Genomic DNA, 21,180 nt, shown 5'->3' with positions numbered 1-21,180 from the left:
GCGGACGGTCCCACCCCGGGACGGTCTGTCACGGTCGTTCGCATCGTTTATGCCCGCGGGTCGCAATTCTTGCCCATGGACTTCGAGGTACCCGCGGAACACCGGATGATACGCGACACCGTCCGGGAGTTCTGCGAGGCGGAGATCGCACCCATCGCCCAGGAGATCGAGGACGAACACCGGTTCCCCGAGGAGGTGTTCGACTCCCTCGCGGAGCTCGACATGATGGGCGTCCCGGTCGCCGAGGAGTACGGCGGCCTCGGCGGCGACCAGCTGATGTACGCCCTGGTCACGGAGGAACTCGGCCGCGTCTCCGGCGGGATCGGGCTCTCGTACGCCGCGCACACCTCGCTGGGCGCGAAGCCGATCGACCTGTTCGGCACCGACGAACAGAAGGAGCGGTGGCTCCGCCCGCTCGCGGAGGGCGAGGGGATCGGCGCGTGGGCGCTCACGGAGCCGGGCAGCGGCTCGGACGCCTCCGACATGGACACGACCGCCGAGTTCGACGCCGACGCGGGCGAGTACGTCCTGAACGGCACCAAGCAGTTCATCACGAACGCGAACGTCGCCAACTCGATCCTCGTGAAGGCGGTGACCGACCCGGACGCGGGGTACGACGGCATCTCGACGTTCATCGTCGACCCGGCGAACGACGACGGGTTCGAGGTGACGACGGTCTGGGAGAAGATGGGGCTCAACAGCTCGCCCACCTGCGAGATAACCTTCGACGACGTGCGGATCCCGGAGGACCGGCTCCTCGGCGAGGAGGGCGAGGGGTGGACACAGACGATGAAGACGCTCGACGGCGGGCGGATCTCCATCGCCGCGCTCTCCGTGGGCCTCGCGCAGGGCGCCTACGAGGCCGCCAAGGAGTACTCGGGCGAGCGCGAGCAGTTCGGAAAGCCGATATCGAAGTTCGACGCCGTCCGCGACAAGGTGGTCCACATGCACCGCCAGATCGAGCGCGCCCGCCTGCTGACCCACCGGGCCGCGTCGAAGTACGACGCCGGCGAGTCGGTCACCCGCGAGTCCGCGCTTGCGAAGCTCGACGCCAGCGAGGCCGCCCGCGAGGTGGCCGAGGAGGCGGTCCAGACGCTCGGCGGCTACGGCTACACCACCGATTTCGCGCCGCAGCGCTTCTACCGCGACGCGAAGCTGATGGAGATCGGCGAGGGGACCAGCGAGATCCAACACGTCGTCATCGGGCGCGAAATCGGCCTCTGAAGGGCCATCTCCCGCGATCGGACGGTCAGACATTCCCGAGCCGCCTCAGGGGAACTCGATCAGGCCGTCGTCGACGCCGCGTAAGCTCTCGGCGAGCCGCGAGTCGTCGGGCACGGCCCGCTTGAACGGCTCGGATCCGAACTGGACCTCGCCGTTGACGGAGACCAGTCCGAGGTCGGCGGGGTCGCCGTCGAGCCCCGTGAGGAACGCGACGGTGCGGACGGCGGGGACGTCGCCGGCATGCGCCTCCGGGTCGACGGAGCCGTACAGCGTGCGGTTCGTCGCGACGTGGTGGACGCAGGTCGGCGTCGGCGCGAAACACAGCAGGTAGCGGGCGCCCGGCTCGTCCCGGCCCAGCTTGGGACGGAGCGCGTGGCGCTCGTCGGCGTGGAAGTACCGCTCCATCCGACGGTACTGCCTGAGGACCTCGTTCGCGCCGGTGGCGCGGCGGACCGCGGCGTCGGCCTTGAGTTCGATCACGCGGTCGACCGGCTCGGGCGTCCGCGTCCGGACGAACAGGTCGACGACCCCCTCGCGGCCGTCGGCGTCGTACGGCTCTTCGAGCCGGATCGCCGGATCGTCGACCGTCGCTTCGAAGTGCTCGACGAGCCGGGTCGCCAGCGCGTCTTCGCGCATGTCTCTCGGGAAGCGTCGGAGCGCGATAAACCCGGGCTTCGTGACTCGGTCCGGTCGGGCGTCTGGGGGCGTGATACACCGTCGTACGTCCCCACAAATCAAGAGACACCGCGGGGTTTGTAAGGCTTGAACCCCTACGGAAAGTGATGTCTGATAACCTGTCCAGACGGCGGTATCTCGCCGGAACCGGCGCCGCGCTGACCATCGGAACGCTCGCCGGCTGTTCCGGCGGCGGCGACGGCGGTGACGGCGGCGACGGCTCCGACGGCTCCGACGGCTCCGGCGGCGGCAACGCAGCCGAGGACGTGCCGGACGAGATCGACGAGTACCTCTCGGACGCCCGGATGTACGAGGGCACGATCATGGATTTCACCGGACAGGACGAGGTGACCGTTGAGGTCGGCGCCGGCGATGTCGGGTTCGCCTTCTCGCCCGCGGCGATCCGCATCGACTCCAGCACGACCGTCGTCTGGGAGTGGACCGGGAACGGCGGCGCGCACAACGTGGCCTCCGTCGAGGGCTCCGAGTCCGACTTCGACAGCGGTGACTCCGTCTCCGAGGAGGGCCACACCTTCGAGCAGTCGTTCGACAACACCGGGATCCAGCTGTACCAGTGTACGCCCCACCAGGCGAACGGGATGCTCGGCGCGATCGAAGTCGTCGAAGCCTAAGCGGGGTTCTCGGCGGGCCGTTCGGACGCGAAATCGCTTTTTGTGGCGACGAGACGGAGTTCAGGAGAGGAACGACCAGCGGACGTCGACGATCCGGTCGTGCTCGCTGGTGACCGTCGGTCGAGCGAGGTGGTCGTTGGCGTTGGCGCCGACCTCGGCGAGGTGCGACAGGGCCGCTTCGAGCGTCCGGTCCGAGCGTTTCACGGCGGAGTCGCGTTCGTAGGGGGCGTCGATCGGGTTCGCCCGGGAGTTCGCGATCGCGATCGCGTCGGTGAGCTCGCCGCCGATCGCGTGCGGCGGCTGGTGGAAGTGCCAGTCGCCGATGGTGAGGAACAGCCACACGTCGCCGTTGATGGCGTGGTACTCGCCAGTGACCCGGTCGGCGTCGTACGCGACGATACGGGAGAGGACCGCGGTCTTGAGACGGTAGAGAGCGTCCTTCCGCGCCGATCGGACGTTGCTCTCGGTGACATCGCCGCGCTCGTAGGCCGCGGTGGCCTCGTCGGCGAACTGCTTCGCCACCTTGTTGACGACGTACAGCGATTCGAGCAGGTCGTCCGTCGGTTCGAGCGGAGTCACGTGGGGTCCCGATCGCGGACTGCGACCGGCCGGGGGTCCGGCCGTCGCGCGGATAGGCGTTTCGGGATCCGACACGTCGGCGTGACCCCGCTCGACGCCGGCATCGGGCCCGATCGGCGTCGACACCGGGCACCCCCGGATGGTTAATTCTTTAAGCGCACGGACGAAGTGGAGTGTAAGATGGCGCACGACTCCGTGAAACTGTATTCGGCGATATACGTCGCCCTCCTCGTCGCGGCGACGATGAACTTCGCGCTCTTCGAGACGTCGTTCATCGAGTTCACGTACACACAGGCGATCGTCGGGACGCTGGTGATCGCGACGGTCAAGACGCTGCTCATCGTCGCGTACTTCCAGCACCTCCGCTGGGAGAACCGCTCGCTCACCTACCTGATGGGACTCGCGCTCGCGCTCACCATGCTGCTGATGGCGGCCGCAACGTACTCCATCTCGTAACGACGCTCGTTCCTACGGCCGACCCCGCTGCCGACTTCCTTCCTCGAAGCGTTCCACTTCCCGAACTCCGGGAGACCACGTCTCGTTCCGTTCGCCGCCGATACGCTCGTCGACAGCGATCACTACACTGGCTATTACTTAGTGATATTAGTTAGTTATAACACGTCGCAAGAACGAGGGGCCAACGAGATGGCGTTCAGCGACCGACTCCTCGACGCGGGATCGGACATCTGGGACGCGCAGAAGGAGCACCCGTTCGTCGTCGAACTCGCGGACGGCAGCCTCGACGAGGCGGCGTTCCGCCACTGGGTGAAACAGGACTACCGGTACCTGCTCGACTACGCGCGCGTCTTCGCGCTCGCGGGGACGAAGGCCGACGACGAGGAGACGACGCGGCGACTCATCGGAACCGCTCACGCCACGCTCGCAGACGAGATGGAACTCCACCGTTCGTTCGCCGCCGACTACGGGCTCTCGCCGGCTGACCTGGAGGCCGTCGAGAAGGCGCCGACCTGTGCCGCCTACACCGACTTCCTCGTCCGGACGGCCCACGAGGGGTCGATCGCGGAGGTCGCCGCCGCCGTCTACCCGTGCGGACAGGGGTACCTCGACGTCGCCGACCACATGGCGGCGCTCGCGACCGAGGCGCATCGGTACACCCCGTTCATCGCGAAGTACACGAGCGACGAGTTCCGCGAGACGGTCGGATGGATGCGCGGGCTCGTGGACCGATACGGCGAGGCGTACCCGGGCGAGCGGGACGCGATGCGGGAGGCGTTCCTGCGGAGCGCGCGCCTCGAACACGCGTTCTGGGAGATGTGTTACACCGAGGAGGAGTGGAGCGTCTGAGGCGACGAGCCGGCCGAGGCGTCTCGGTCAGCAGCCGCGCAGCGGGGGAGACCCGCTCAGAACGGGTACTCGCGCGGCTCGTGCTGGATCGAGATCCACTTGGTCTCGGTGATCTCCGAGAGGAACGCGTCGCTGTTGTAGTGGCCGACGCCGGACGCGCCGACCCCGCTGAACGGGACGTGCGCCTCGTCGTTGATCGGCTGGTCGTTGATGTGGACGTTACCGGTCTCCATGCGGTCCGCGATCGCCTTCGCCGTGCCGAGGTCGCCGGAGTGGACCGCGCCCGAGAGCCCGTACTCGGTGTCGTTGGCGATCTCGACCGCCTCGTCGACGTCGCCACCGACGAGTCGCTCCGCGCGGTGGCGGTCTCGGGACGGCCGCACGGGGAACAGATCCGTCAGCAGGGCCCGTTCGTTCTCTGAGGGGCGCCGGTCCGCGCCGAGGGGGCGACACCGACCGCGCGCGACGGAAATCCCGACCGAGTTTTTTGTAGCCGGAGTGGTATCTACCCGCATGGACCTACGTGAAGCAACCGCCGCCGACGTCGACGCGGTCCGGTCGGTCGCCCGCAAGTCGCTCGTGGCGTCGTACGGACACGCGGTCGACGAGGAGCTGTTGGACGAGGCCGTCGAAGAGTGGTACAACGCCGGCGACCTCGGCGACGACGTCGAGGACGACGACGCGGTGTTCCCCGTCGCGGTCGTGGACGGGGTCGTCGTCGGGTTCGCGGAGAGCTACGTCGTCGGGCGCCGCGAGCGCGTCGGTGAGATCGACTGGCTCCACGTCCACCCCGACCGCAGGGGAGAGGGGATCGGCTCCGCCCTCCTCGAACGGGTCGAGTCCGCGCTCCGCTCGGCCGACGTGGACCGCATCGAGGCGCGCGTCCTCGCCGACAACGAGGCGGGCACGGAGTTTTACGAACGCGAGGGGTACGAGCTCGCCGGCGAGCGCGACGTCGACATCGGCGGCCAGACGTTCGCGGAGCGGGAGTTCCGGAAGCAGGTCGGCCGGCTCAGGGGCATCTCCGAGGCGACCTACCAGACCGAGGAGGGCGAGACGGTCTACGTCGCGTTCGACGAGAGCGACCGCGGCTCGCGGGCCCCGTTCTACGTCGCGTACGCCGACCCGGACCACGAGCGCCGGTACGGCTACCTCTGTGGCAACTGCGAAGGGACGGACATCGCGATCGACACGATGGACCGAATGGAGTGTCGCGACTGCGGGAACCGCCGGAAGCCGGCGCGGTGGGACGCGGCGTACTGACGCTCTCGATCCGGTCGTCGCCGCGGCTCTCCTCCTCGCGATCGTCGACCCGATCTCCGCTCTCAGAGGGTCTCCTTCACGCCGATGACGCGCTCCTCGGCCTCGCGGCCGGGGTCCCACTCGCTCCCGTCGCGGTCCGACTCGCGGTGTTCCTCGACGGTCCGCGCCATCGCCTCGTCGACCGGCGTCGACTCCCAGCCGAGGTCGGCGAGCGCGCAGGTGTCGAGCAGGTGCGGGTACTCGCGGTAGAGGGTGAAGTCGTCGGGTTCGAGCCCGCCGGCCGCGAGCGCGTCGTCGCTCGCCGTGACGAACTCGCAGTCGACCCCCGCGACGTCGGCGATCGTCTCCAGCGTCTCCCGCAGCGTGAGCGCGCGCCGGTCGCCGACGTTGTACGCCGTGCCCGGCTCGCCGCGCTCGGCGACGACCCGCAGCGCGCTCGCGACGTCCTCGACGTACGCTCGGTGCCAGAGGTTCTGCCCGTCGCCCGGAACGACCACGCGGTCGTGCGTGAGCACGCGGTCGATCCAGTAGTCGAGCCGCTCCGTGTAATCGTGCGGCCCGTAGACGATACACGGGCGGACGGCCATCGCCGCGACGCCCGCCTCCGCGGCCGCGAACACCGCGCGGTCGCCCTCCGCCTTCCGGTTGCCGTACGTCTCGTGGTCGTCGTCGACCGCCTGTTCGTCGGTACACGGCTCCAGCGGCGTCTCGCCCTCCCGCTTGGGGATCTCCTCGGCGGCGTAGCTGGAGCCCGACGAGATGTACACGTAGCCGTCGACGTCGGCGAAGATCTCCGTCGCGGTCTCCACGTCGGCGGGCTGGTAGGCGACGCAGTCGATCACCACGTCCGGTTCGACCGAGAGCTTCGCGGCCCGTAACGCGGTCTCGTCTTTCCGGTCCCCCTCGACGTGGGTCACTCGGTCGTCGTCCGCGAAGGGGTTCTCGTGGTTCCCCCGGTTGAATATCGCGACCTCGTAGTCGTGTGCCAGCAGTTCCTCGACGGTGTGTCGGCCGATGAATCGCGTCCCGCCCACGACGAGCGCCGTGTCTGTCATACGCGGGATCGGACGAGCGAGGTGAAAAGCGTGGCCGAACCGGAACGCGACGGGGCGATTCAGTCGTCGTCGCGGGGGCCGTCGCCGCGCCACCGACGATAGAGGAGGTAGGCGACGCCGAGACCGATCCCCCAGGTGCCGACGCCGAACACCGCGACCGCGACCCCGGAGAGGAACTCGCCGAGCGGAACGCCGAACATACCCGAGTTCGGCGCGTCCCGCACATAAACGCTCCGAGAGAGGTAGCTTCTCGGGGCGGGAGCTCCTACGGCTGCGCATGTCAGAGTACACTCGCCGGCGGCCCTGGCTCGCCGCCCTGCTCGCGCTCGTCGTCTCCGGACTCGGTCACGCCTACCTCCGCAGATGGGCCCGGGCGCTCGGCTGGTACGTGGCGGTCACCGCGGCGGTGTTCGTGTTCGTTCCCGAGTCGGCGATCTCTGGCGCGTTCGCCGGAGACCCGCCGGCGGTCCGAGAGGTCGCCCCCGCCGCCGCGGTCGTCGGCGCCAGCGTGATCGACGCGTACGTCGTGGCCCGCCGGAACAACCGGGCGTACGAGCGGGAGCGAGAGACGACCCGCGCGACCGACCGCAGGGAGCCGGTCGACTACGGGACCGCAGCGGAACCGGACGCGCGGTCCGCGGGGACGGCAGAGGAACCGAACGCGCCGTCGGCGGAGGTGACGGACGCCGACGGGACCGTGCGCTGTCCGGAGTGCGGCAAGGAGACCGATCCGACGTACGACTTCTGTCAGTGGTGCGCCGAACCGGTGGGTGAGGGCGACGCGTGAGGACGAAAAGAAAACCGAACCGCGGACCGCCTCAGAAGAGGTAGAACAGCGGGAAGATGAACACCCAGACGATGTCCACGAAGTGCCAGTAGAGGCCGAAGTACTCGATCGGCCGCTCGTCGTCGAGGTAGTGACCCTGGTACGCCCTGACGAACAGGAAGATGGCGATCACTAAGCCGAGCAGCACGTGGATCCCGTGGAGCCCGGTCGTGACGTAGTAGATCGACGCCTGGATCGGGTCGCCGTGAGCGTTCGCGGAGATGGTCACGCCGCGGTCGAAGATCTCGTGGTTCCACTCCCACAGCTTGATCGCCATGAACGTGAACCCGAGCAGGATGGTCGCGCCGAGCGTCGCCAAGAGGCCCTGCCGGCTCTTCCGGCGGGCCGCGACCAGCGCGAGGATCACGGTGAACGAGGACGTGATCAGGACGAAGGTGTTGATGAGCCCCGGCAGCGACTCCGTCAGCGGCGACCAGGTCATCCAGCCCGCGTTGTAGCGGACGAAGATGGCCGCCGAGAGGAACGCGCCGAAGACGATCACGTCCGAGGCCAGGAAGAACCACATCCCCAGCTTCACCTTCTCGACGCCGTTGAACGGCCAGCGCTCGGCGAACTCGGACGGGGGCGCGTAGAAGTCCTCCAGCCCCCACTTCACGCCGGTGTAGAGGAGCCCGAGCATACCGGCCACGATGGCGATCGGGTACATCGCGTTGGAGATGACGACGTTGCTCTGCATGGCCGTCTCACCCAGCTCGACGGTGACCGCGTCCGCGAAGCCGGAGAAGCCGAACAGCGTGACGCCGAGCGCCACGGAGAGCGCGAACGGCCAGATGCTGGCGTGGCTCGGATGTTTGTCCCAGTACGGGTACTCGGAGATGTGCGCCGAGTGGCTGTCGCCGCCGTCGGTGGCGACGTCGCCGTTGTCGTCCGTCTTCATCGCGGGTCCGCCGTCCGGCACGTAGTCTTTCACGAACTCCAGCTTGCCGGAGGCGTACGACGGCCGGTTCGGCCAGTTCTCAAGCGGCGGGGGCGAGGAGACCGCCCACTCCGCGGTCCGCGAGTAGTCCCACGGGTTGTCGCCGGCGGGCTCGCCGGAGACGTAGGACTTCGCGAAGTTGTAGAACATGATGAAGAAGGAGAACCCGAGCACGAAGGCTCCGATCGTCCCGAACTGGTGGTAGATCTGGAACTCGGGGTTGTACTCGAACACCCGACGGGGGGTCTCCCAGCCGAGGAACATCGAGAAGTAGACGGCGTTGAACCCGATGAAGAAGATCACGAAGTGGAGCTTCCCGAGGAACTCGTCGTACATCTTCCCCGTGATCTTCGGGAACCAGTAGTAGGCCCCGCCGAACAGCGCCGTCGCGCCGCCGAACATCACGTAGTGGAAGTGCGCGACCACCCAGTAGGTGCCGCGGAACTCGTAGTCGAGCACGATGGCGCCAAGGAACACCCCGGTAATCCCGCCGAGGATGAACAGCAGGAGCGCGCCGAACGCGAACAGGAACGGCGTCGTGAACTGGATCCGCCCCTTGATCAGCGTGTAGATCAGCGCGAAGACGACCAGGTCGAACGGGAGCGAGATGCCGATGGTCGTCGCCATCATCAGCGTCTTGATCTCCAGGTTGATCGTCGTCAGGAACATGTGGTGCATCCACACGAGGAACGACTGGACGGAGATCAGGCAGATGGAGATGATCACCCACTTCCGGCCGACGAGGCGACGCCCGGAGAACGTCTGGAACAGCTCCAGCATCACGCCGAGCGCCGGGAAGAAGACGATGTACACCTCCGGGTGACCGAAGAACCAGAACAGGTGGCCCCACAAGAGGGAGCCGCCTTCGGTCGCCGAGAAGTAGACGCTCCCGAGGACGCGGTCGGCGGCGAGGATGAGGCCGACCGCGAGCAGCGCGGCGAACGCGAACAGCATCATCCACACGGTCGCGAGCATCGACCAGGTGAACATCGGCATGTCCATGATCCCCATCCCCTCCGCGCGGGAGTGGTGGATGGACGTGAGGAAGTTCACCGTCGACGCCGTGGTCCCGGTGACGAACATCGCGAGCGCGAGCACCGCACCGGTCGACCCGATGCTCGGCGTGTACATCGGCACGTTGAGCGGGGCGTATATCGTCCACCCCGCCGACAGCGTGCCGCCCTGGAAGAAGCTCACCGCGAGCAGGAGCCCCGAACCCAGGTACAGCCAGTAGGATAAGGCGTTGAGCCGCGGGAACGCCAGGTCGTCCGCGCCGATCTGAAGCGGCACGAAGTAGTTCGCGAAGCCGAACGCGAACGGCGAGAGGAACCAGAACACCATGATGAGCCCGTGGGCGGTGACGGCCTCGTTGTACGCCAGCCCGGAGAGGATCTGGCTCGTCGGGTCCCACAGCTGGAGGCGGATGAGCAGCGCCATCACGCCGCCGAACAGCAGGAAGAACAGCGCGGTGATCGTGTAGAGGATCCCGATGTCCTTGTGGTTGGTCGTCACGAACCAGCGCTTGACCGAGGTCGTCGGCGGGAGTCCGCTCATGCGCTCACCCCGCTGGGCGCGGCGACGCCGGCCGCCCCGATGTTAGAGCTGTTGCCCGCGCTCTCGGAGCTGTTGCCGGTGCTCTCGTACCACTCTTCCCACTCATCTTCAGGCAGGACCGTGATCTGGCTCTTCATCTGAGAGTGACCCGCACCGCACAACTCGAAGCACTCGACGCGGTAGGTCGCCTCCCCGCCTTGTGCCTCGACGTCCTCGGAGCTCACAGCGAACCACACCTCGCTGTAGTCTCCGGGGATGGCGTCGGACTTTATCCGCAAGTCCGACGAGCCGAAGTTGTGCCAGACGTCTCTCGACGTGATGTTGAGGTCGATCCGCTGGTCGGCCGGCACGATCAGCGCCTCCCGTTCGGTGTGACCGTTCGGGTACTCGTAGGCCCAGCCGTACTGGTACCCCTCGACCATGATCTCGATGTCACCCTCGTCGCCGGTGTCCGGTCCCTGCTCGACGTAGAGGAGGAGTCCGTACGCGTACACGACGAGGCTGATGACGACGATCGCGCTCAACCCGAACGAGAGGAAGAGCTTCTTCGCTTTCGGACCGCCCTGTCCCGTTGGGAGCTCGCCGACGACCGGTGCGTCGAACTCCTCGTCCGACCGGTTCCCGTCGTCGCGGTACTTGTACACGTTCCACAGCGTGTACGCCACGACGATGGTGCCGACGAGGGTACCGAGCGCGAGGAAGACGAAGAAGATCTCGTCGAAGACCTCCGCCTGTGCGCGCCAGTCGCTCCCCTGTTGTAGGATAACTGGATCTATCATGTTCGTCTGTCTGCTCTTGTACCACCCTTAGCGATGGCACACTTATCTCTTGTGTAGCGGGGCGGGCGATCGGAGGGCCGAAACGCGGGTCTCCCGCCGCGGACGCGATCCCGCCGACCGGTCGGTCGGCGCGTCGAGCGCAGAACCGTCGAGCCGGACGGAGCCCGCGCGTCGAAGGGTATTTGTACGCGCGAACGGAGCCCCTAATAACGGATATCCATGACATCACTCACCCTCTTGAGTACGGGGCTGATGGGCCTCCTCGTCGTCGCCACGTTCGTCGCGGTCGCCGAAATCGGAGCGAAGCGAGTCGCTCCCGGCCGCGACGAGTCCGGCGGACGCTACGAAGCGATCGTCGGGACGCTCGGCGACATCGCCCGGACGCCGGTCGTGTGGGCGGTCTCGTTCGTCGGCATCACCGTCCTCGTCGGCGGGAGCATCCTCCTCGGAGTCGGGAGCTTCGGGATCCCTGAGGGGCTCGCCGGGACGCTGGTGAACGTGGCGTACCTGATTGTCGGGCTGCTCCTCGTCGGCTTCGTCTTCCTCGGCGCCTACTTCGCGACGCGGAGCCGCGGACTCGGTAACGCGCACGGGGTCGCCGCCGGCTCCCTCGCGACCGGCGCCGCGTTCCTCGTCCTCGTCACCGTCCAGCTGGTCTTCAGCGTAGTCGGCTGACTCGCCTCGTTTTCGCGTCCGCAGTCCGATCGAAGTCGCTCTCGGGTCAGCGCCCGCCCTCGGCGCCGGACCCGCGGAGCCCGTCGTCGAGCCCGAGACCGACTATCCCGCCGTACCGGCCCCACACGACGACGAGCGACGGGACGAGCAGGATCGAACAGAGGTACGCGTAGAACACGCCCAGCGCGAGCAGGACGCCGAAGTCGCGGAGCAGGGGGATCACCGCGAGCCACAGGACGCCGAGGCCGGAGACCGTGGTGAGCATGCTGCCGGTGAGCGCGCCGCCCGTCCCGGCGATGGTGACGTCGAGCGCCTCGTCGATCGGGAGCCCCGCCTGGTACTCGTCGACGAACCGGTGGACGAAGTGGACGGTGTAGTCGACCCCGAGCCCGATCGAGACGGAGAGGATCGGGGCGTTGATCGGGGTCAACGGAATTTCGAACAGTCGCATCGACCCGACGAGCAGCCCGACCGTGACGAGGACGGGGACGAGGTTGAGGAGGCCGTAGACGGCCTTCCCTTCGAGGTACGCGTACGACAGCGCCAGGAACAGCGCCGTGAGTCCGAAGGCGGCGAACAGGCTGCGGATCGCCGACTCGGTCAGTAAGTCGATCACCGCCTCGTTGACGACGAGGGACCCGGTCGGCACCGCTTCGAGGGGGGTACGCTCTGCGAGCGCGCGCACGTCCGCGACCGCCTCGGAGTTGTCGACGCCCGGGCGGATCGTGTAGTCGATCCGCGCGCTGCCGCGGTCGGCGGCCACGTAGCCGCGCGCGCGACCCTCCGCGGAGGAGTCGAGGAGCGCGTCGTACACCTCGTCGACGTTCCGGTCGGGCACGCCGTTGCCGAGGCGGTCGTTGCGCTCGACGAGCGCCGCGAACTCGGGGTCCCGCTCCGCCCGGTCCTCGATGACGGTGACGATACTCGTCGCCTGCGCGCGGCGGTCGTCGGTCGTCGCGAAGGTGTCCGGCGGGTTCCGCGTCGTCCGGTCGATCAGCTCCAGGGCGTCGTCGTCTCTGACCGACTGGTCGACGTACAGGGTCACCGACCCCACGAAGTCCTGTTCGAACTCCTCCTCGAAGAGCGTCAACACGTCGAGGAACGTGTACTCAGTCGGCGCGAACGGCTCCGGGAGGTCGTCGTACGTCTCCAGCCGGTCCTGGTCCGGGAAGAACGCCTCCTCCGAGAACTCCGTGTTCACGCCGGTGCCGTAGGCGCCGCCGACCGCGCCGCCGACGAGGAGGAGGGCGACGACCGCCACGGGGGCGATCCGGGAGAGGTCCACCCCGACGTGGAGCACCCGGGCGAGCCGCGACCCGCCCGATCCGAGCGCGGTCGTGCCGAACTCCGGGATCGGGAGCCGCTCGCGCCAGCGGTCGGCGAGCACCTTCGCGGCCGGGAGGAAGACGCCGAAGATCACCAGCGTGAACGTGATCCCGGCGGCCGCGACGATCCCGAAGTCGCGGTTCGGGTCGAACGGGCTCACCACGTTGGAGACGAGCCCGAACACCGTGGTGATCGTCACGAGCAGGAAGGCGATGAGCAGCTGGTCGGTCGTGGTCCGCATCGACGCCTCGATCCCGGTCCCGGTCGCCCGCTCCTCGCGGTAGCGGTTGACGATGTGGATCCCGAAGTCGATCCCGACCGCGAGCAACAGCGGGAAGACGGTTACCAGCGAGTCGGAGAAGGGGATCCCGGCGTACCCCATGAACCCGAAGGTCCAGAGCAGCGAGATCAGCAGCGCGGAGATCCCGATCGCCATGTCGATCGGGTCGCGGTACGCGAAGATCAGGAACCCGACGATCAGGATGAGCGCCGCCGGGAAGACGATGATCGCGGTGTCGGTGAGCAGGGCGGTGATCTCCGACTGGAGGACGCCGTCGCCGAAGAGGATCGCGTTCTCGCCCGCCTCGTTGCCCGGGACGGAGTCGACGACCTCGACGCTGCGGGTCTGCAGCTCCGTCACCCGCGCCGTCGTCGCCGCGTCCGGCAGGTCGTAGGTGATCCCCACGATCGCGGTGTCGGCCGCCTGCGCGGTGGGGTTGTAGTCGACGGACACCTGCGCCGCGATCGCCCCCGCCGCGTCGGCGTCGGCGATGGCCGTCCGCAGCTCCGCGGGCGTCGCCTCGGCCACGGCGTCGCGCCGCTCGGCCGCGTTCGCCGCGTCCGGGTCCAGCTGTCGCGCGATCGCGTCGGCGTGGCTCGACGTCGACGCGACCCGGAGCGTGGAGCGGGACTCCAACCGGTGTTGGGTCTCCAGCGTCCGGACCAAGGCGTCGCGGGAGAGGACGTTGTCGTCGGAGACGATAACCTGTGCCGAGGTGGCGGAGCCGCCGATCGACGTCTCGAACTCCTCGTCGATGTCGTCGAGCGCCCGCTGGGCGGGGATGTCCTGCGTGAACTGGTCCGCGCCGGCGCTCGTCTCGATCCCGGTCAGTCCGCCGGCGAAGCCCGCGGTGACGAGGAGGAACACCGCGACGACCGCCAGCGGCCGCTCCGTGACGACGCGGTCGATCTCCTCGATCAGCCGGTCGGCCGCGGTCACCGGCGCCCCGCTGTCCGACACCCTCCCGTCGGGTGAGCCCCTGTCGGTCGACCCGGGGCGGTACTGTGTCCCTTCATCCGATCACCGCCGTCGGTACCAGACCGCGCCGCCGACCGCGGCGACGACGAGGAGGACGCCGACGGCGATCAGGCCCACGGGCGTCCCGCCGTCGTCGGCGGCGGCGGTCACGGTGACCGGGACCTGCGTGACGTCCGAGATGCGGTCGTTGCCCCGCTCGTCCTCGTACCGGAAGTCGAGCTCGATCGGGTGCTCCTCGACGCTCGCGCTCCCCGCGGCCGACACCTCGAACCAGATCCTCGCGGACTCGCCGGGTTCGAGCTCGTCGACGAACGCCTCGTCGTTGACCGCCGTCAGCGGGCTGTCGGCGTAGAGCCCGGCGTTGATCGACGAGAGGGTCTCCGGGCGACGGTTCGTGATCGTGGCGTTGATCCGCCGGGTCTCGCCGGCCGGAATCGTGGCGTTGTCGACCGCGAGGTCGAACTCGGGCTGGCGGGGCGCCACCTCGACGCGGCGGGTCTCCTCGGCCGCGAGCGTCGCGTCGCCGCTCTCGTACTCGGTCGTGAACCGGAACTGCCGCGGGCCGGGGTCGGCGCTCCCGCTCACGTCGGCGTCAAAGGTGAAGTTCGTCGACTCGCCGGCCGGGATCGTCGGGAGCGCGTACCGGCTCTCGCCGAGGCTCACGCGGTTGCTCCCGGAGTCGGCGATAAGGACCGCGTCCTCGACGTCGAGCGGCCCCTCGTTCGTGATCGTGCCGGAGACCGTCCCCGAGTACCCGACCTCGAGCGTGCCGGAGACGTCCTCCAGCGAGAACGACTGCTCGCGGATCGGGACGACGCCGGCGCGCGCGGGCGCCGCGGTCTCGTCGATCCCGTTCGGGTCACGGTAGTCGACGGTCGAGGAGAGCGCGTACGCCCCGCCGCCGAACGCCTCGCCGACCGACGAGTCGAACGTCACCGTCCGGTTCTCGCCGGGCGCCCAGTCGCCGACGAACGACTGGCCGCCGCCCTCGCCGGCCCCGAGCCGGACCCCCGGGCTGGTCGTCGTTCCGGAGACGACCGCGTCGCGCGCGGTCTCGTCGCCGACGTTCGCCATCGTGACGGTCACGTCGCCGCTCCCACCGACCTGCGCGTCGGTGTCGGTCTCCAGCACCGCGAACCGCGCGCCGTCGTCGACCACGATGGTCAGGTCGAAATCGTCGATGCCGCGCCGGTCCTTGTGGTCGTTGAACTCGGGGATGATCTCGAAGGTGTAGCGGTAGCGGGCGGTCGCCTCCACCTCGTACCTGCCGTCGGGCACGTCGTCGGGCACGGTCACGTCCAGCTCGACGGGGACCGGGCTCGCGGCGGTCGAAACGTCGCCGACCGGGATCTCGCCGTCCTCGACGTCGATCGGCACGTCACCGTCGTCGATCTCGAGGGTGAGCCCGCGCGCGGTGGTGACCCGCGAGTTCAGCTGGTTGCCGATCTCCATCTCGCCGGTGTTGACGATGTCGATCCTGACCGTGGACTCCGCGCCCGCCGGCACCGTCCGCTGTGTGGCGAACAGTTCCAGCACCGGCGACCCGCGGACCTGTCTGTCAGTCGGGTCCGATTCGGTACCTGCCTGCGCGACTGCGCCGTCGGCGACCGGGCCACCGATTCCGGAGAGCGCCGCGGCGCCGCCGTCCGCCGTCCCCGCGCTCGTGGCCGCGGCGCCGGCGAGCGAGAGGCCGACGAGCAACGCTCCAACCGCGACGACGGCGAGCGCGGCGGTCGCGAGCCGCGTCGACCGACTCATCGGTCGCCTCCGCCGTATCGGTGGGAGGGTCTGGTCGCGCGGCGCGACCGGTCGTACCGTGGCGCGTCGGGTCGAGTCATACGTTGCTGTCAGGGGCCCGCGGCATAAGCGTGTTGAATGAACGTTCAATCAGGAGCGATATATACCGCACCCGTCTACGCGGCGTATGAACGACCCGTTCGCGGAGCCGTCGGACACCCGACAGGCGATCCTCGGCGCGGCGTTCCGCGCGCTCTGTGAACACGGGTACGCGAACGTCACGATCCAGCGGATCGGCGACGAGTTCGACAAGAGCCCGTCGCTCGTGTACCACCACTACGACGGGAAAGACGACCTGCTGATCGACCTCCTCGGCTTTCTGCTCGACGAGTTCGAGGCGTCCGTCGCCGACGGCCCCGTCACGGAGCCGCCGGGCGAGGATGCGGCTGCCGCGGGGGAGGACGCGCCGGAGGTGGCTCCCGAGGAGGCCTTCGACCGCTCGGCGCGGGAGCAGCTCGACGGCTACCTCACGGCCGCGGTCGACCCCGCGTCGCTCGACGACGCGTACGCGCCCGACGAGCGGTTCGTCACCGTGATGACCGAGCTCCGTTCCCAGGCCGCGAGCGACGAGGCGTACCGCGACCACTTCGACCGCAGCGACCGCGTCTTCGGCGAGTACCTCGAACGGCTGGTGCGCGAGGCGGCGACCGAAGTGTCGGGCGGCGAGGACGACGTGTCGGGGGACGAGCGGACCGTCGCCGCGTCGGAGGTGGCCGCGACGCTCCAGACGTTCGCTACCGGCGGGATGTTCCGCTGGGCGACGACGAACGACGGGGCGTGGGTCGAGGACTCTCGGAGAGGGATCGACCGCTACCTGGAGGCGATGCTACCGCTCGTCGAGACGACCGGTCCGGACGAGTAAGGAGCGGTGATGCCGTCCCCGTTCGGTGACGATCTCAGCGGTCGGTGACGCCTTCGGCGTCCATCCGGGAGACCTCCTCTTCGAGCCACTCGCGGAGCCACTTCACGCGCTTGATGCGCTGGTGCGCGATGCTCTCGGCCGTGTCGGAGACGACGCGCTCGGTGTGGTCGTGGGCGCGCTGGAGCACGCGGTCGACCATCTTCGCGGCGTCCATGTGCGTGCGCGACTCGTACCCCATCCGCAACAGCATGAGGACGGCGCCGTTGGCGCCGACCTTGTCGAGCACGTCGGCCTCGATCAGACACCGGCTCTCCAGGGGTACGTCGTCGAGGTCGCCCGTGTACGAGTGGTCGACCACGGCACCGCACACCTCCTCGATGAACGACTCGGGGTAGTTGCCGCGGCTCTGGAGGTACTCGCGGGTGACGCGCGCGCCGGCCTCCGCGTGGACGTCCTGTTCGGCCTCCAGCTTGGCGACGTCGTGGAAGACGGCCGCGACCCGCACGACGTCCACGTCGGCGCCCTCGGCCTCGGCGATCTCGGTCGCGAGGTCGACGACGTTGAGGATGTGGTTGAACCGGTACGACGCCGAGTGCCACGGGTACCAGCGCATCCGTCCGCCGTCGTCCTCGCCCTCGACGCTGGCCGCGAGGTAGTCGCGGACGAACCCCTTCATCTCCTCGAAATCCTCGTCGCTCACCTCCGTTTCCTTAATTTCGACGCCCACCGGGACCACCTCGGGCGAAAAGATCGTGATTCATTACCGTAGCCGAGGAGCGTTTCGGTCTTAGGCGTTACGACGGAGTCTCCCGCCGATCCGGCGGCGGGCAGTCGGCGAGGGAAGCGGCCGTCGGCCGATCGGAGCGCGCCGACGCGACGCGAGACGCTTAACAGGGTCGCGGGCGCATCGGCTTCTATGTCGAGCCCCTTCGGGAGCGGCGACCGCGCTCGGTTCCAGCGGGCGGCGGCGGTGAACGTCGCCGGCAACGCGGTGAAGATCGTCGTCGAAGGGGCGGTGGGACTCGCGTTCGGCAGCGTCGCGCTGGTGGCGGACGCCGCCCACTCCGTCGCCGACCTCGTCGCGAGCGCGGTCGTGTTCGTCTGGGGGGGCTCGCGGTACGAGAGCGCCGACGAGACGCACCCGCACGGCCACCAGCGGATCGAGCCGCTGACGGCGCTGCTCGTCGGCGCGACCATCGTCGTCCTCGGGCTCCTCCTGTTGCGCGAGTCGGTCCTCGGGCTGCTCGGGACGCACAGCCCGCCCCGGAAGAGCCTCCTCCTCGTCGCCGCGCTGGTGTTCGCGATGGCGGACATGTACCTGCTGTACTGGTACACGGAGCTGGTGAACGCCGATCTCGGCTCGACGGCGCTCACCGCGCTCGCGGTCGACTGCCTCAACGACATCTACACCACGATCGCGGCGCTCGTCGGCGTGTTCGGCGTGTTCCTCGACGTCCCGATCCTCGACCCGATCGCCGGCGCGCTCGTCAGCGTCCTCGTCGTCTATCAGGGGATCGAGATCGGCCGCGAGAACGTCACCTACCTCGTGGGCGCCGCCCCGCCGCCGGGCGACCGCGAGCGCGTCGTCGCCGCGCTCCGCGAGAACCCCGCCGTCGAGGGCGTCCACGACCTCACCGTGTTCTACGACGGGACCGACCTGGAGGTCGAGGTCCACGTCGAGGTCGACGGCGAGATGACGCTCCGGGAGGCCCACGACGTGGAGACGGCCCTCGTCACGAACCTGCGCGCGCTGGAGGACGTCGGCGACGTCCACGTCCACCTCGACCCGTCCGGGCTCGGCGAGTGGAAGGACGCCGAAGACGGGGGCAGCGGGTAGAACGGAGAAACCAGCGTGAGCGAAGACGGAGCCGAACGAGGAGAGTCGCCCGGCGTGCGGGTTAACTCGCTGGCGCTCCTACCGATCGTATGTTCAAGCGGCGCTGGCTGACGATGACGTGGCGCGACGCGCTGTTCTGTCACTGGCCCGTCGATCCCGCCGCCGTCTCCGCGACGCTCCCCGACCGGCTCTCGGTCGCCACCCATCGAGACGACGCGTACCTGAGCGTCGTCGCCTTCGTGATGGACGACATCCGTCCGCGCGGGGCACCAGTCGGGCTCTCGTTCCCGGAGCTCAACCTCCGGACCTACGTCGAGGGCCCCGACGGTCCGGGCGTCTACTTCTACAACCTCGACGCGGACGATCGGATCGGCGTCGCGGCCGCGCGGCGGCTGTTCGCACTCCCGTACTACCGCGCGGCGATGGACGTGTCCCGCCCCGAGACCGCCGATCGCTCGGAGCGCGCGGGCGGCCCCGTTCGGTTCACCAGCCGCCGGACCCACCCCGGCGTTCCTCACGTGCGGTTCGACGCGACCTACGAGCCGACGGGTGAGGCGTTCGCGGCCGAACCGGGGTCGCTCGACGCGTTTCTCGCCGAGAACTACCAGTTCTACGCCGCGGGGAACCGGCTGTACTGCGGGGGGATCGCTCACGACCCGTGGCGGCTCCGGGAGGCGACCGTCGACCTCCGGGCGAACACCCTGTTCGAGGCGAACGGGTTCGACCGGCCCGACGGCGACCCGATCGTCCGCTACGCGGAGCCGATCGAGGTCGGCGCGGACCGGATTCGCTCGGTCTGACGAACGGTATTTAAATAATCACGAGCAAGTGCGACGATAGCTTATAAAAAGCGGTGCGGCGGCGCGCCCCGGTGAGCGGCCCAGAGGGCCGCGAACCGACCGTGCGAGGGAGTCAGTCGCCGGAGCGAAGCGGAGGCGACTGACGAGGCTGGGGAGGCGTGAGGCTGCGGTGCCGTGCGATGGGAGGCGGGACTCAAAGGGGCAGCCGCGAGGGCGGCGCAGGCGACGTAAGGACCGCAGGAGCGAACGAAGTGAGCGACGAGGACCGCAGCGAGCGTGCGCCGCCCTCGCGGCTGGGGCTTTGGCGGTGTTCGCCGTCGATCCGGAATCAACGATTTATAACCGAGCGGCTGGGGCTTTGGCGGTGTTCGCCACCGATTCAGCTGTCACTTATAAATATCTGGCAACGACACCGAAGTTCTACTTATAAATAACCGCGCAACCGTCCCGCTATCGCCCGCCGTCTACGGGAAGAGCCCGCGGTACTCGTGGGCCGTCGCCGTGCGCTCTAAGGCGAGCGTGTACGCGGCGGTCCGGAGGTCGGGAAGGCCCTTCGTGTCGTACTGCTCGATGGTCTCGTCGAACGCGGTGCCGATGCGGCGCTCCAGTTCGGCGTTGACCGTCTCCAGCGGCCACGAGAACTCCTGTGCGTTCTGCACCCACTCGAGGTACGAGACGATGACGCCGCCCGCGTTCGCGAGGATGTCCGGCACGACCTGGATGTCCCGCTCGGTGAGCGCCTTGTCGGCGGCGACCGTCGTGGGTCCGTTCGCGGCCTCGACGATGGCCGACGCCCGGAGGTCGTCGACGTTGTCGGCGGTGATCACGCCCTCGACGGCGGCGGGGATGAGCACGTCGACGTCGAGGGTCAGAAGCTCCGCGTTGGTGATCGCGTCCGGGTCGTCCCAGCTGGAGCCGTCCGCGTTCCCCCGGTACTCGCCCGCGACGTACTCCTCGATCAGCCCGCCGGCGTCGACGTGCGCGCCGAGCGCCGCCACGTCGAGGCCGTCCGGGTCGTACGCCGCGCCCGACACGTCGGAGGTGGCGACCACGCTGGCGCCGGACTCGTCGAGGAGCCGGGCCGCGTTCGAGCCGACGTTCCCGAACCCCTGGATCGCGACGGACGCGTCGGAGAGGTCGCGGTCGAGGTACTCGAAGAGGCGCTCGGTGACGAGCGAGACGCCGCGGCCCGTGGCTTCCACGCGGCCGGGCGTCCCGCCGATCTCCAGCGGTTTGCCCGTGACGACCTGCGGGATGGAGTGGCCCTCGTACATCGAGTAGGTGTCCATCATCCACGCCATCGTCTGCGGGTTCGTGTTCATGTCGGGCGCCGGCACGTCGGTCTCGGGACCGATCATCCGACGGATCCCCTCGGTGTACCGCCGCGTGAGCCGTTCGAGGTCCTGGTCGGTGAGCTCCTTCGGCTCGCAGATCACGCCGCCCTTCGCGCCGCCGTAGGGGAGGTCGACCAGGGCCGTCTTCCAGGTCATCCACCCGGCGAGCGCCTCGACCTCGCGCTGGGTGACCGAGGGGTGGAATCGGACGCCGCCCTTGAACGGGCCGCGGGCGCTGTCGAACTGACAGCGGTACCCCTCGAACACCTCGACCTCGCCGGACTCCAGCCTGACCGGGAGCGTCACCTTCAGCGTGCGCTCCGGGTGTTTGAGCCGCTCGAACACCCCGTGGTCCACGTCTGCGTACTCCTCGGCGCGGTCCATCTGGGCGAGCATGTTCTCGAACGGATCGTCGGCCATGGCCGGAACGACTCCGCCGCGCGGCATATCGGTTTCGGCAAG

At 68.8% G+C, this 21,180-nt stretch carries 20 protein-coding genes and 2 pseudogenes; 11 read left to right on the top strand and 11 right to left on the bottom strand.

The window, feature by feature from the left end; all coding sequences use genetic code 11:
- The first annotated feature begins 75 nt into the window (after positions 1-75).
- Entirely contained in the window at positions 76-1,224 is a 1,149-nt protein-coding gene (locus tag C466_RS09915; RefSeq protein WP_004596320.1) for an acyl-CoA dehydrogenase family protein, read from the top strand.
- 45 nt (positions 1,225-1,269) lie between these two features.
- Here C466_RS09915 and C466_RS09910 read toward each other — a convergent pair whose 3' ends face one another.
- Complete coding sequence (locus tag C466_RS09910; RefSeq protein WP_004596321.1) at positions 1,270-1,860, bottom strand: hypothetical protein; 591 nt, start codon at positions 1,858-1,860, stop codon at positions 1,270-1,272.
- Between the two features lie 146 nt (positions 1,861-2,006).
- On the opposite strand from C466_RS09910, the gene C466_RS09905 reads away from it, so the two are divergent.
- On the top strand, positions 2,007-2,531 hold the full coding sequence (locus C466_RS09905; protein WP_004596322.1) for a halocyanin domain-containing protein: 525 nt from the start codon (positions 2,007-2,009) through the stop codon (positions 2,529-2,531).
- A 60-nt stretch (positions 2,532-2,591) separates the two neighbouring features.
- Here C466_RS09905 and C466_RS09900 read toward each other — a convergent pair whose 3' ends face one another.
- Positions 2,592-3,110 (bottom strand): hypothetical protein, encoded by a 519-nt coding sequence (locus C466_RS09900; protein WP_004596323.1) that lies wholly within the window; start codon positions 3,108-3,110, stop codon positions 2,592-2,594.
- A gap of 180 nt (positions 3,111-3,290) precedes the next feature.
- Here C466_RS09900 and C466_RS09895 point away from each other — a divergent pair, with 180 nt between their 5' ends.
- Together C466_RS09895 and tenA are read left to right on the top strand one after the other, a co-directional pair.
- Positions 3,291-3,566 carry a cytochrome C oxidase subunit IV family protein gene (locus C466_RS09895; RefSeq protein WP_004596324.1) on the top strand — a complete coding sequence of 92 codons (276 nt, stop codon included), beginning with the start codon at positions 3,291-3,293 and terminating at the stop codon, positions 3,564-3,566.
- A gap of 189 nt (positions 3,567-3,755) precedes the next feature.
- Positions 3,756-4,415 carry a thiaminase II gene (gene tenA, locus C466_RS09890; RefSeq protein ID WP_004596325.1) on the top strand — a complete coding sequence of 220 codons (660 nt, stop codon included), beginning with the start codon at positions 3,756-3,758 and terminating at the stop codon, positions 4,413-4,415.
- Between the two features lie 56 nt (positions 4,416-4,471).
- Here the strand turns inward: tenA and C466_RS09885 are convergent.
- Positions 4,472-4,750, bottom strand: a pseudogene (locus C466_RS09885) (aldehyde dehydrogenase family protein); the annotation flags it as partial.
- Between the two features lie 6 nt (positions 4,751-4,756).
- On the opposite strand from C466_RS09885, the pseudogene C466_RS17345 reads away from it, so the two are divergent.
- Positions 4,757-4,837, top strand: a pseudogene (locus C466_RS17345) (pirin family protein); the annotation flags it as partial.
- A 91-nt stretch (positions 4,838-4,928) separates the two neighbouring features.
- Positions 4,929-5,678 (top strand): GNAT family N-acetyltransferase, encoded by a 750-nt coding sequence (locus C466_RS09880; RefSeq protein ID WP_004596327.1) that lies wholly within the window; start codon positions 4,929-4,931, stop codon positions 5,676-5,678.
- A 62-nt stretch (positions 5,679-5,740) separates the two neighbouring features.
- Here the strand turns inward: C466_RS09880 and C466_RS09875 are convergent, their stop codons facing one another.
- On the bottom strand, positions 5,741-6,733 hold the full coding sequence (locus tag C466_RS09875; RefSeq protein ID WP_004596328.1) for an NAD-dependent epimerase/dehydratase family protein: 993 nt from the start codon (positions 6,731-6,733) through the stop codon (positions 5,741-5,743).
- A 59-nt stretch (positions 6,734-6,792) separates the two neighbouring features.
- On the bottom strand, positions 6,793-6,933 hold the full coding sequence (locus C466_RS17000) for a hypothetical protein (RefSeq protein WP_162832646.1): 141 nt from the start codon (positions 6,931-6,933) through the stop codon (positions 6,793-6,795).
- A 77-nt stretch (positions 6,934-7,010) separates the two neighbouring features.
- Between C466_RS17000 and C466_RS09870 the strand changes: the two genes are divergently transcribed.
- Complete coding sequence (locus tag C466_RS09870) at positions 7,011-7,520, top strand: zinc ribbon domain-containing protein (RefSeq protein ID WP_004596329.1); 510 nt, start codon at positions 7,011-7,013, stop codon at positions 7,518-7,520.
- Positions 7,521-7,551: 31 nt separating this feature from the next.
- Here C466_RS09870 and C466_RS09865 read toward each other — a convergent pair whose 3' ends face one another.
- Together C466_RS09865 and coxB are read right to left on the bottom strand one after the other, a co-directional pair.
- A complete protein-coding gene (locus C466_RS09865) occupies positions 7,552-10,050 on the bottom strand; it encodes a cbb3-type cytochrome c oxidase subunit I (RefSeq protein WP_004596330.1) in 2,499 nt (832 codons plus the stop codon).
- A complete protein-coding gene (gene coxB, locus C466_RS09860) occupies positions 10,047-10,829 on the bottom strand; it encodes a cytochrome c oxidase subunit II (RefSeq protein ID WP_004596331.1) in 783 nt (260 codons plus the stop codon). The genes C466_RS09865 and coxB overlap by 4 nt, the downstream gene beginning before the upstream one ends.
- 252 nt (positions 10,830-11,081) lie before the next feature.
- Between coxB and C466_RS09855 the strand changes: the two genes are divergently transcribed.
- On the top strand, positions 11,082-11,504 hold the full coding sequence (locus C466_RS09855; protein WP_004596332.1) for a hypothetical protein: 423 nt from the start codon (positions 11,082-11,084) through the stop codon (positions 11,502-11,504).
- 46 nt (positions 11,505-11,550) lie between these two features.
- Here C466_RS09855 and C466_RS09850 read toward each other — a convergent pair whose 3' ends face one another.
- Together C466_RS09850 and C466_RS09845 are read right to left on the bottom strand one after the other, a co-directional pair.
- Positions 11,551-14,070, bottom strand: coding sequence for an efflux RND transporter permease subunit (locus tag C466_RS09850; protein ID WP_004596333.1), 2,520 nt, complete (start codon positions 14,068-14,070; stop codon positions 11,551-11,553).
- A gap of 60 nt (positions 14,071-14,130) precedes the next feature.
- The gene (locus tag C466_RS09845) at positions 14,131-15,846 is read right to left on the bottom strand and encodes a COG1361 S-layer family protein (protein ID WP_004596334.1); all 1,716 of its coding nucleotides are present in this window, start codon (positions 15,844-15,846) and stop codon (positions 14,131-14,133) included.
- A 166-nt stretch (positions 15,847-16,012) separates the two neighbouring features.
- On the opposite strand from C466_RS09845, the gene C466_RS09840 reads away from it, so the two are divergent.
- Entirely contained in the window at positions 16,013-16,747 is a 735-nt protein-coding gene (locus C466_RS09840; RefSeq protein WP_004596335.1) for a TetR/AcrR family transcriptional regulator, read from the top strand.
- Between the two features lie 34 nt (positions 16,748-16,781).
- Here C466_RS09840 and C466_RS09835 read toward each other — a convergent pair whose 3' ends face one another.
- Entirely contained in the window at positions 16,782-17,483 is a 702-nt protein-coding gene (locus C466_RS09835) for an HD domain-containing protein (RefSeq protein ID WP_004596336.1), read from the bottom strand.
- 180 nt (positions 17,484-17,663) lie between these two features.
- Between C466_RS09835 and C466_RS09830 the strand changes: the two genes are divergently transcribed.
- Entirely contained in the window at positions 17,664-18,584 is a 921-nt protein-coding gene (locus tag C466_RS09830) for a cation diffusion facilitator family transporter (RefSeq protein ID WP_004596337.1), read from the top strand.
- An 89-nt stretch (positions 18,585-18,673) separates the two neighbouring features.
- Positions 18,674-19,384 carry a YqjF family protein gene (locus C466_RS09825; protein ID WP_004596338.1) on the top strand — a complete coding sequence of 237 codons (711 nt, stop codon included), beginning with the start codon at positions 18,674-18,676 and terminating at the stop codon, positions 19,382-19,384.
- Between the two features lie 464 nt (positions 19,385-19,848).
- On the opposite strand, the gene C466_RS09820 is transcribed toward C466_RS09825, so the two are convergent.
- Positions 19,849-21,138, bottom strand: a complete 1,290-nt coding sequence (locus C466_RS09820; RefSeq protein WP_004596339.1) for a Glu/Leu/Phe/Val family dehydrogenase — start codon at positions 21,136-21,138, stop codon at positions 19,849-19,851.
- Positions 21,139-21,180 lie beyond the last annotated feature (42 nt).

This window comes from Halorubrum distributum JCM 10118 (assembly GCF_000337335.1).
Taxonomy (GTDB): Archaea; Halobacteriota; Halobacteria; order Halobacteriales; family Haloferacaceae; genus Halorubrum; species Halorubrum distributum.
This window is presented reverse-complemented; position numbering and strand designations above follow the sequence as displayed.

What these genes read in the sequence shown, in the direction of transcription:
- C466_RS09915 (WP_004596320.1), top strand. Translation starts at nt 76, where the DNA reads ATGGACTTCGAGGTACCCGCGGAACACCGGATGATACGCGACACCGTC.
- C466_RS09910 (WP_004596321.1), bottom strand. Translation starts at nt 1,860, where the DNA reads ATGCGCGAAGACGCGCTGGCGACCCGGCTCGTCGAGCACTTCGAAGCG.
- C466_RS09905 (WP_004596322.1), top strand. Translation starts at nt 2,007, where the DNA reads ATGTCTGATAACCTGTCCAGACGGCGGTATCTCGCCGGAACCGGCGCC.
- C466_RS09895 (WP_004596324.1), top strand. Translation starts at nt 3,291, where the DNA reads ATGGCGCACGACTCCGTGAAACTGTATTCGGCGATATACGTCGCCCTC.
- tenA (WP_004596325.1), top strand. Translation starts at nt 3,756, where the DNA reads ATGGCGTTCAGCGACCGACTCCTCGACGCGGGATCGGACATCTGGGAC.
- C466_RS09880 (WP_004596327.1), top strand. Translation starts at nt 4,929, where the DNA reads ATGGACCTACGTGAAGCAACCGCCGCCGACGTCGACGCGGTCCGGTCG.
- C466_RS09875 (WP_004596328.1), bottom strand. Translation starts at nt 6,733, where the DNA reads ATGACAGACACGGCGCTCGTCGTGGGCGGGACGCGATTCATCGGCCGA.
- C466_RS17000 (WP_162832646.1), bottom strand. Translation starts at nt 6,933, where the DNA reads ATGTTCGGCGTTCCGCTCGGCGAGTTCCTCTCCGGGGTCGCGGTCGCG.
- C466_RS09870 (WP_004596329.1), top strand. Translation starts at nt 7,011, where the DNA reads ATGTCAGAGTACACTCGCCGGCGGCCCTGGCTCGCCGCCCTGCTCGCG.
- C466_RS09865 (WP_004596330.1), bottom strand. Translation starts at nt 10,050, where the DNA reads ATGAGCGGACTCCCGCCGACGACCTCGGTCAAGCGCTGGTTCGTGACG.
- coxB (WP_004596331.1), bottom strand. Translation starts at nt 10,829, where the DNA reads ATGATAGATCCAGTTATCCTACAACAGGGGAGCGACTGGCGCGCACAG.
- C466_RS09855 (WP_004596332.1), top strand. Translation starts at nt 11,082, where the DNA reads ATGGGCCTCCTCGTCGTCGCCACGTTCGTCGCGGTCGCCGAAATCGGA.
- C466_RS09845 (WP_004596334.1), bottom strand. Translation starts at nt 15,846, where the DNA reads ATGAGTCGGTCGACGCGGCTCGCGACCGCCGCGCTCGCCGTCGTCGCG.
- C466_RS09840 (WP_004596335.1), top strand. Translation starts at nt 16,013, where the DNA reads ATGAACGACCCGTTCGCGGAGCCGTCGGACACCCGACAGGCGATCCTC.
- C466_RS09830 (WP_004596337.1), top strand. Translation starts at nt 17,664, where the DNA reads ATGTCGAGCCCCTTCGGGAGCGGCGACCGCGCTCGGTTCCAGCGGGCG.
- C466_RS09825 (WP_004596338.1), top strand. Translation starts at nt 18,674, where the DNA reads ATGTTCAAGCGGCGCTGGCTGACGATGACGTGGCGCGACGCGCTGTTC.
- C466_RS09820 (WP_004596339.1), bottom strand. Translation starts at nt 21,138, where the DNA reads ATGGCCGACGATCCGTTCGAGAACATGCTCGCCCAGATGGACCGCGCC.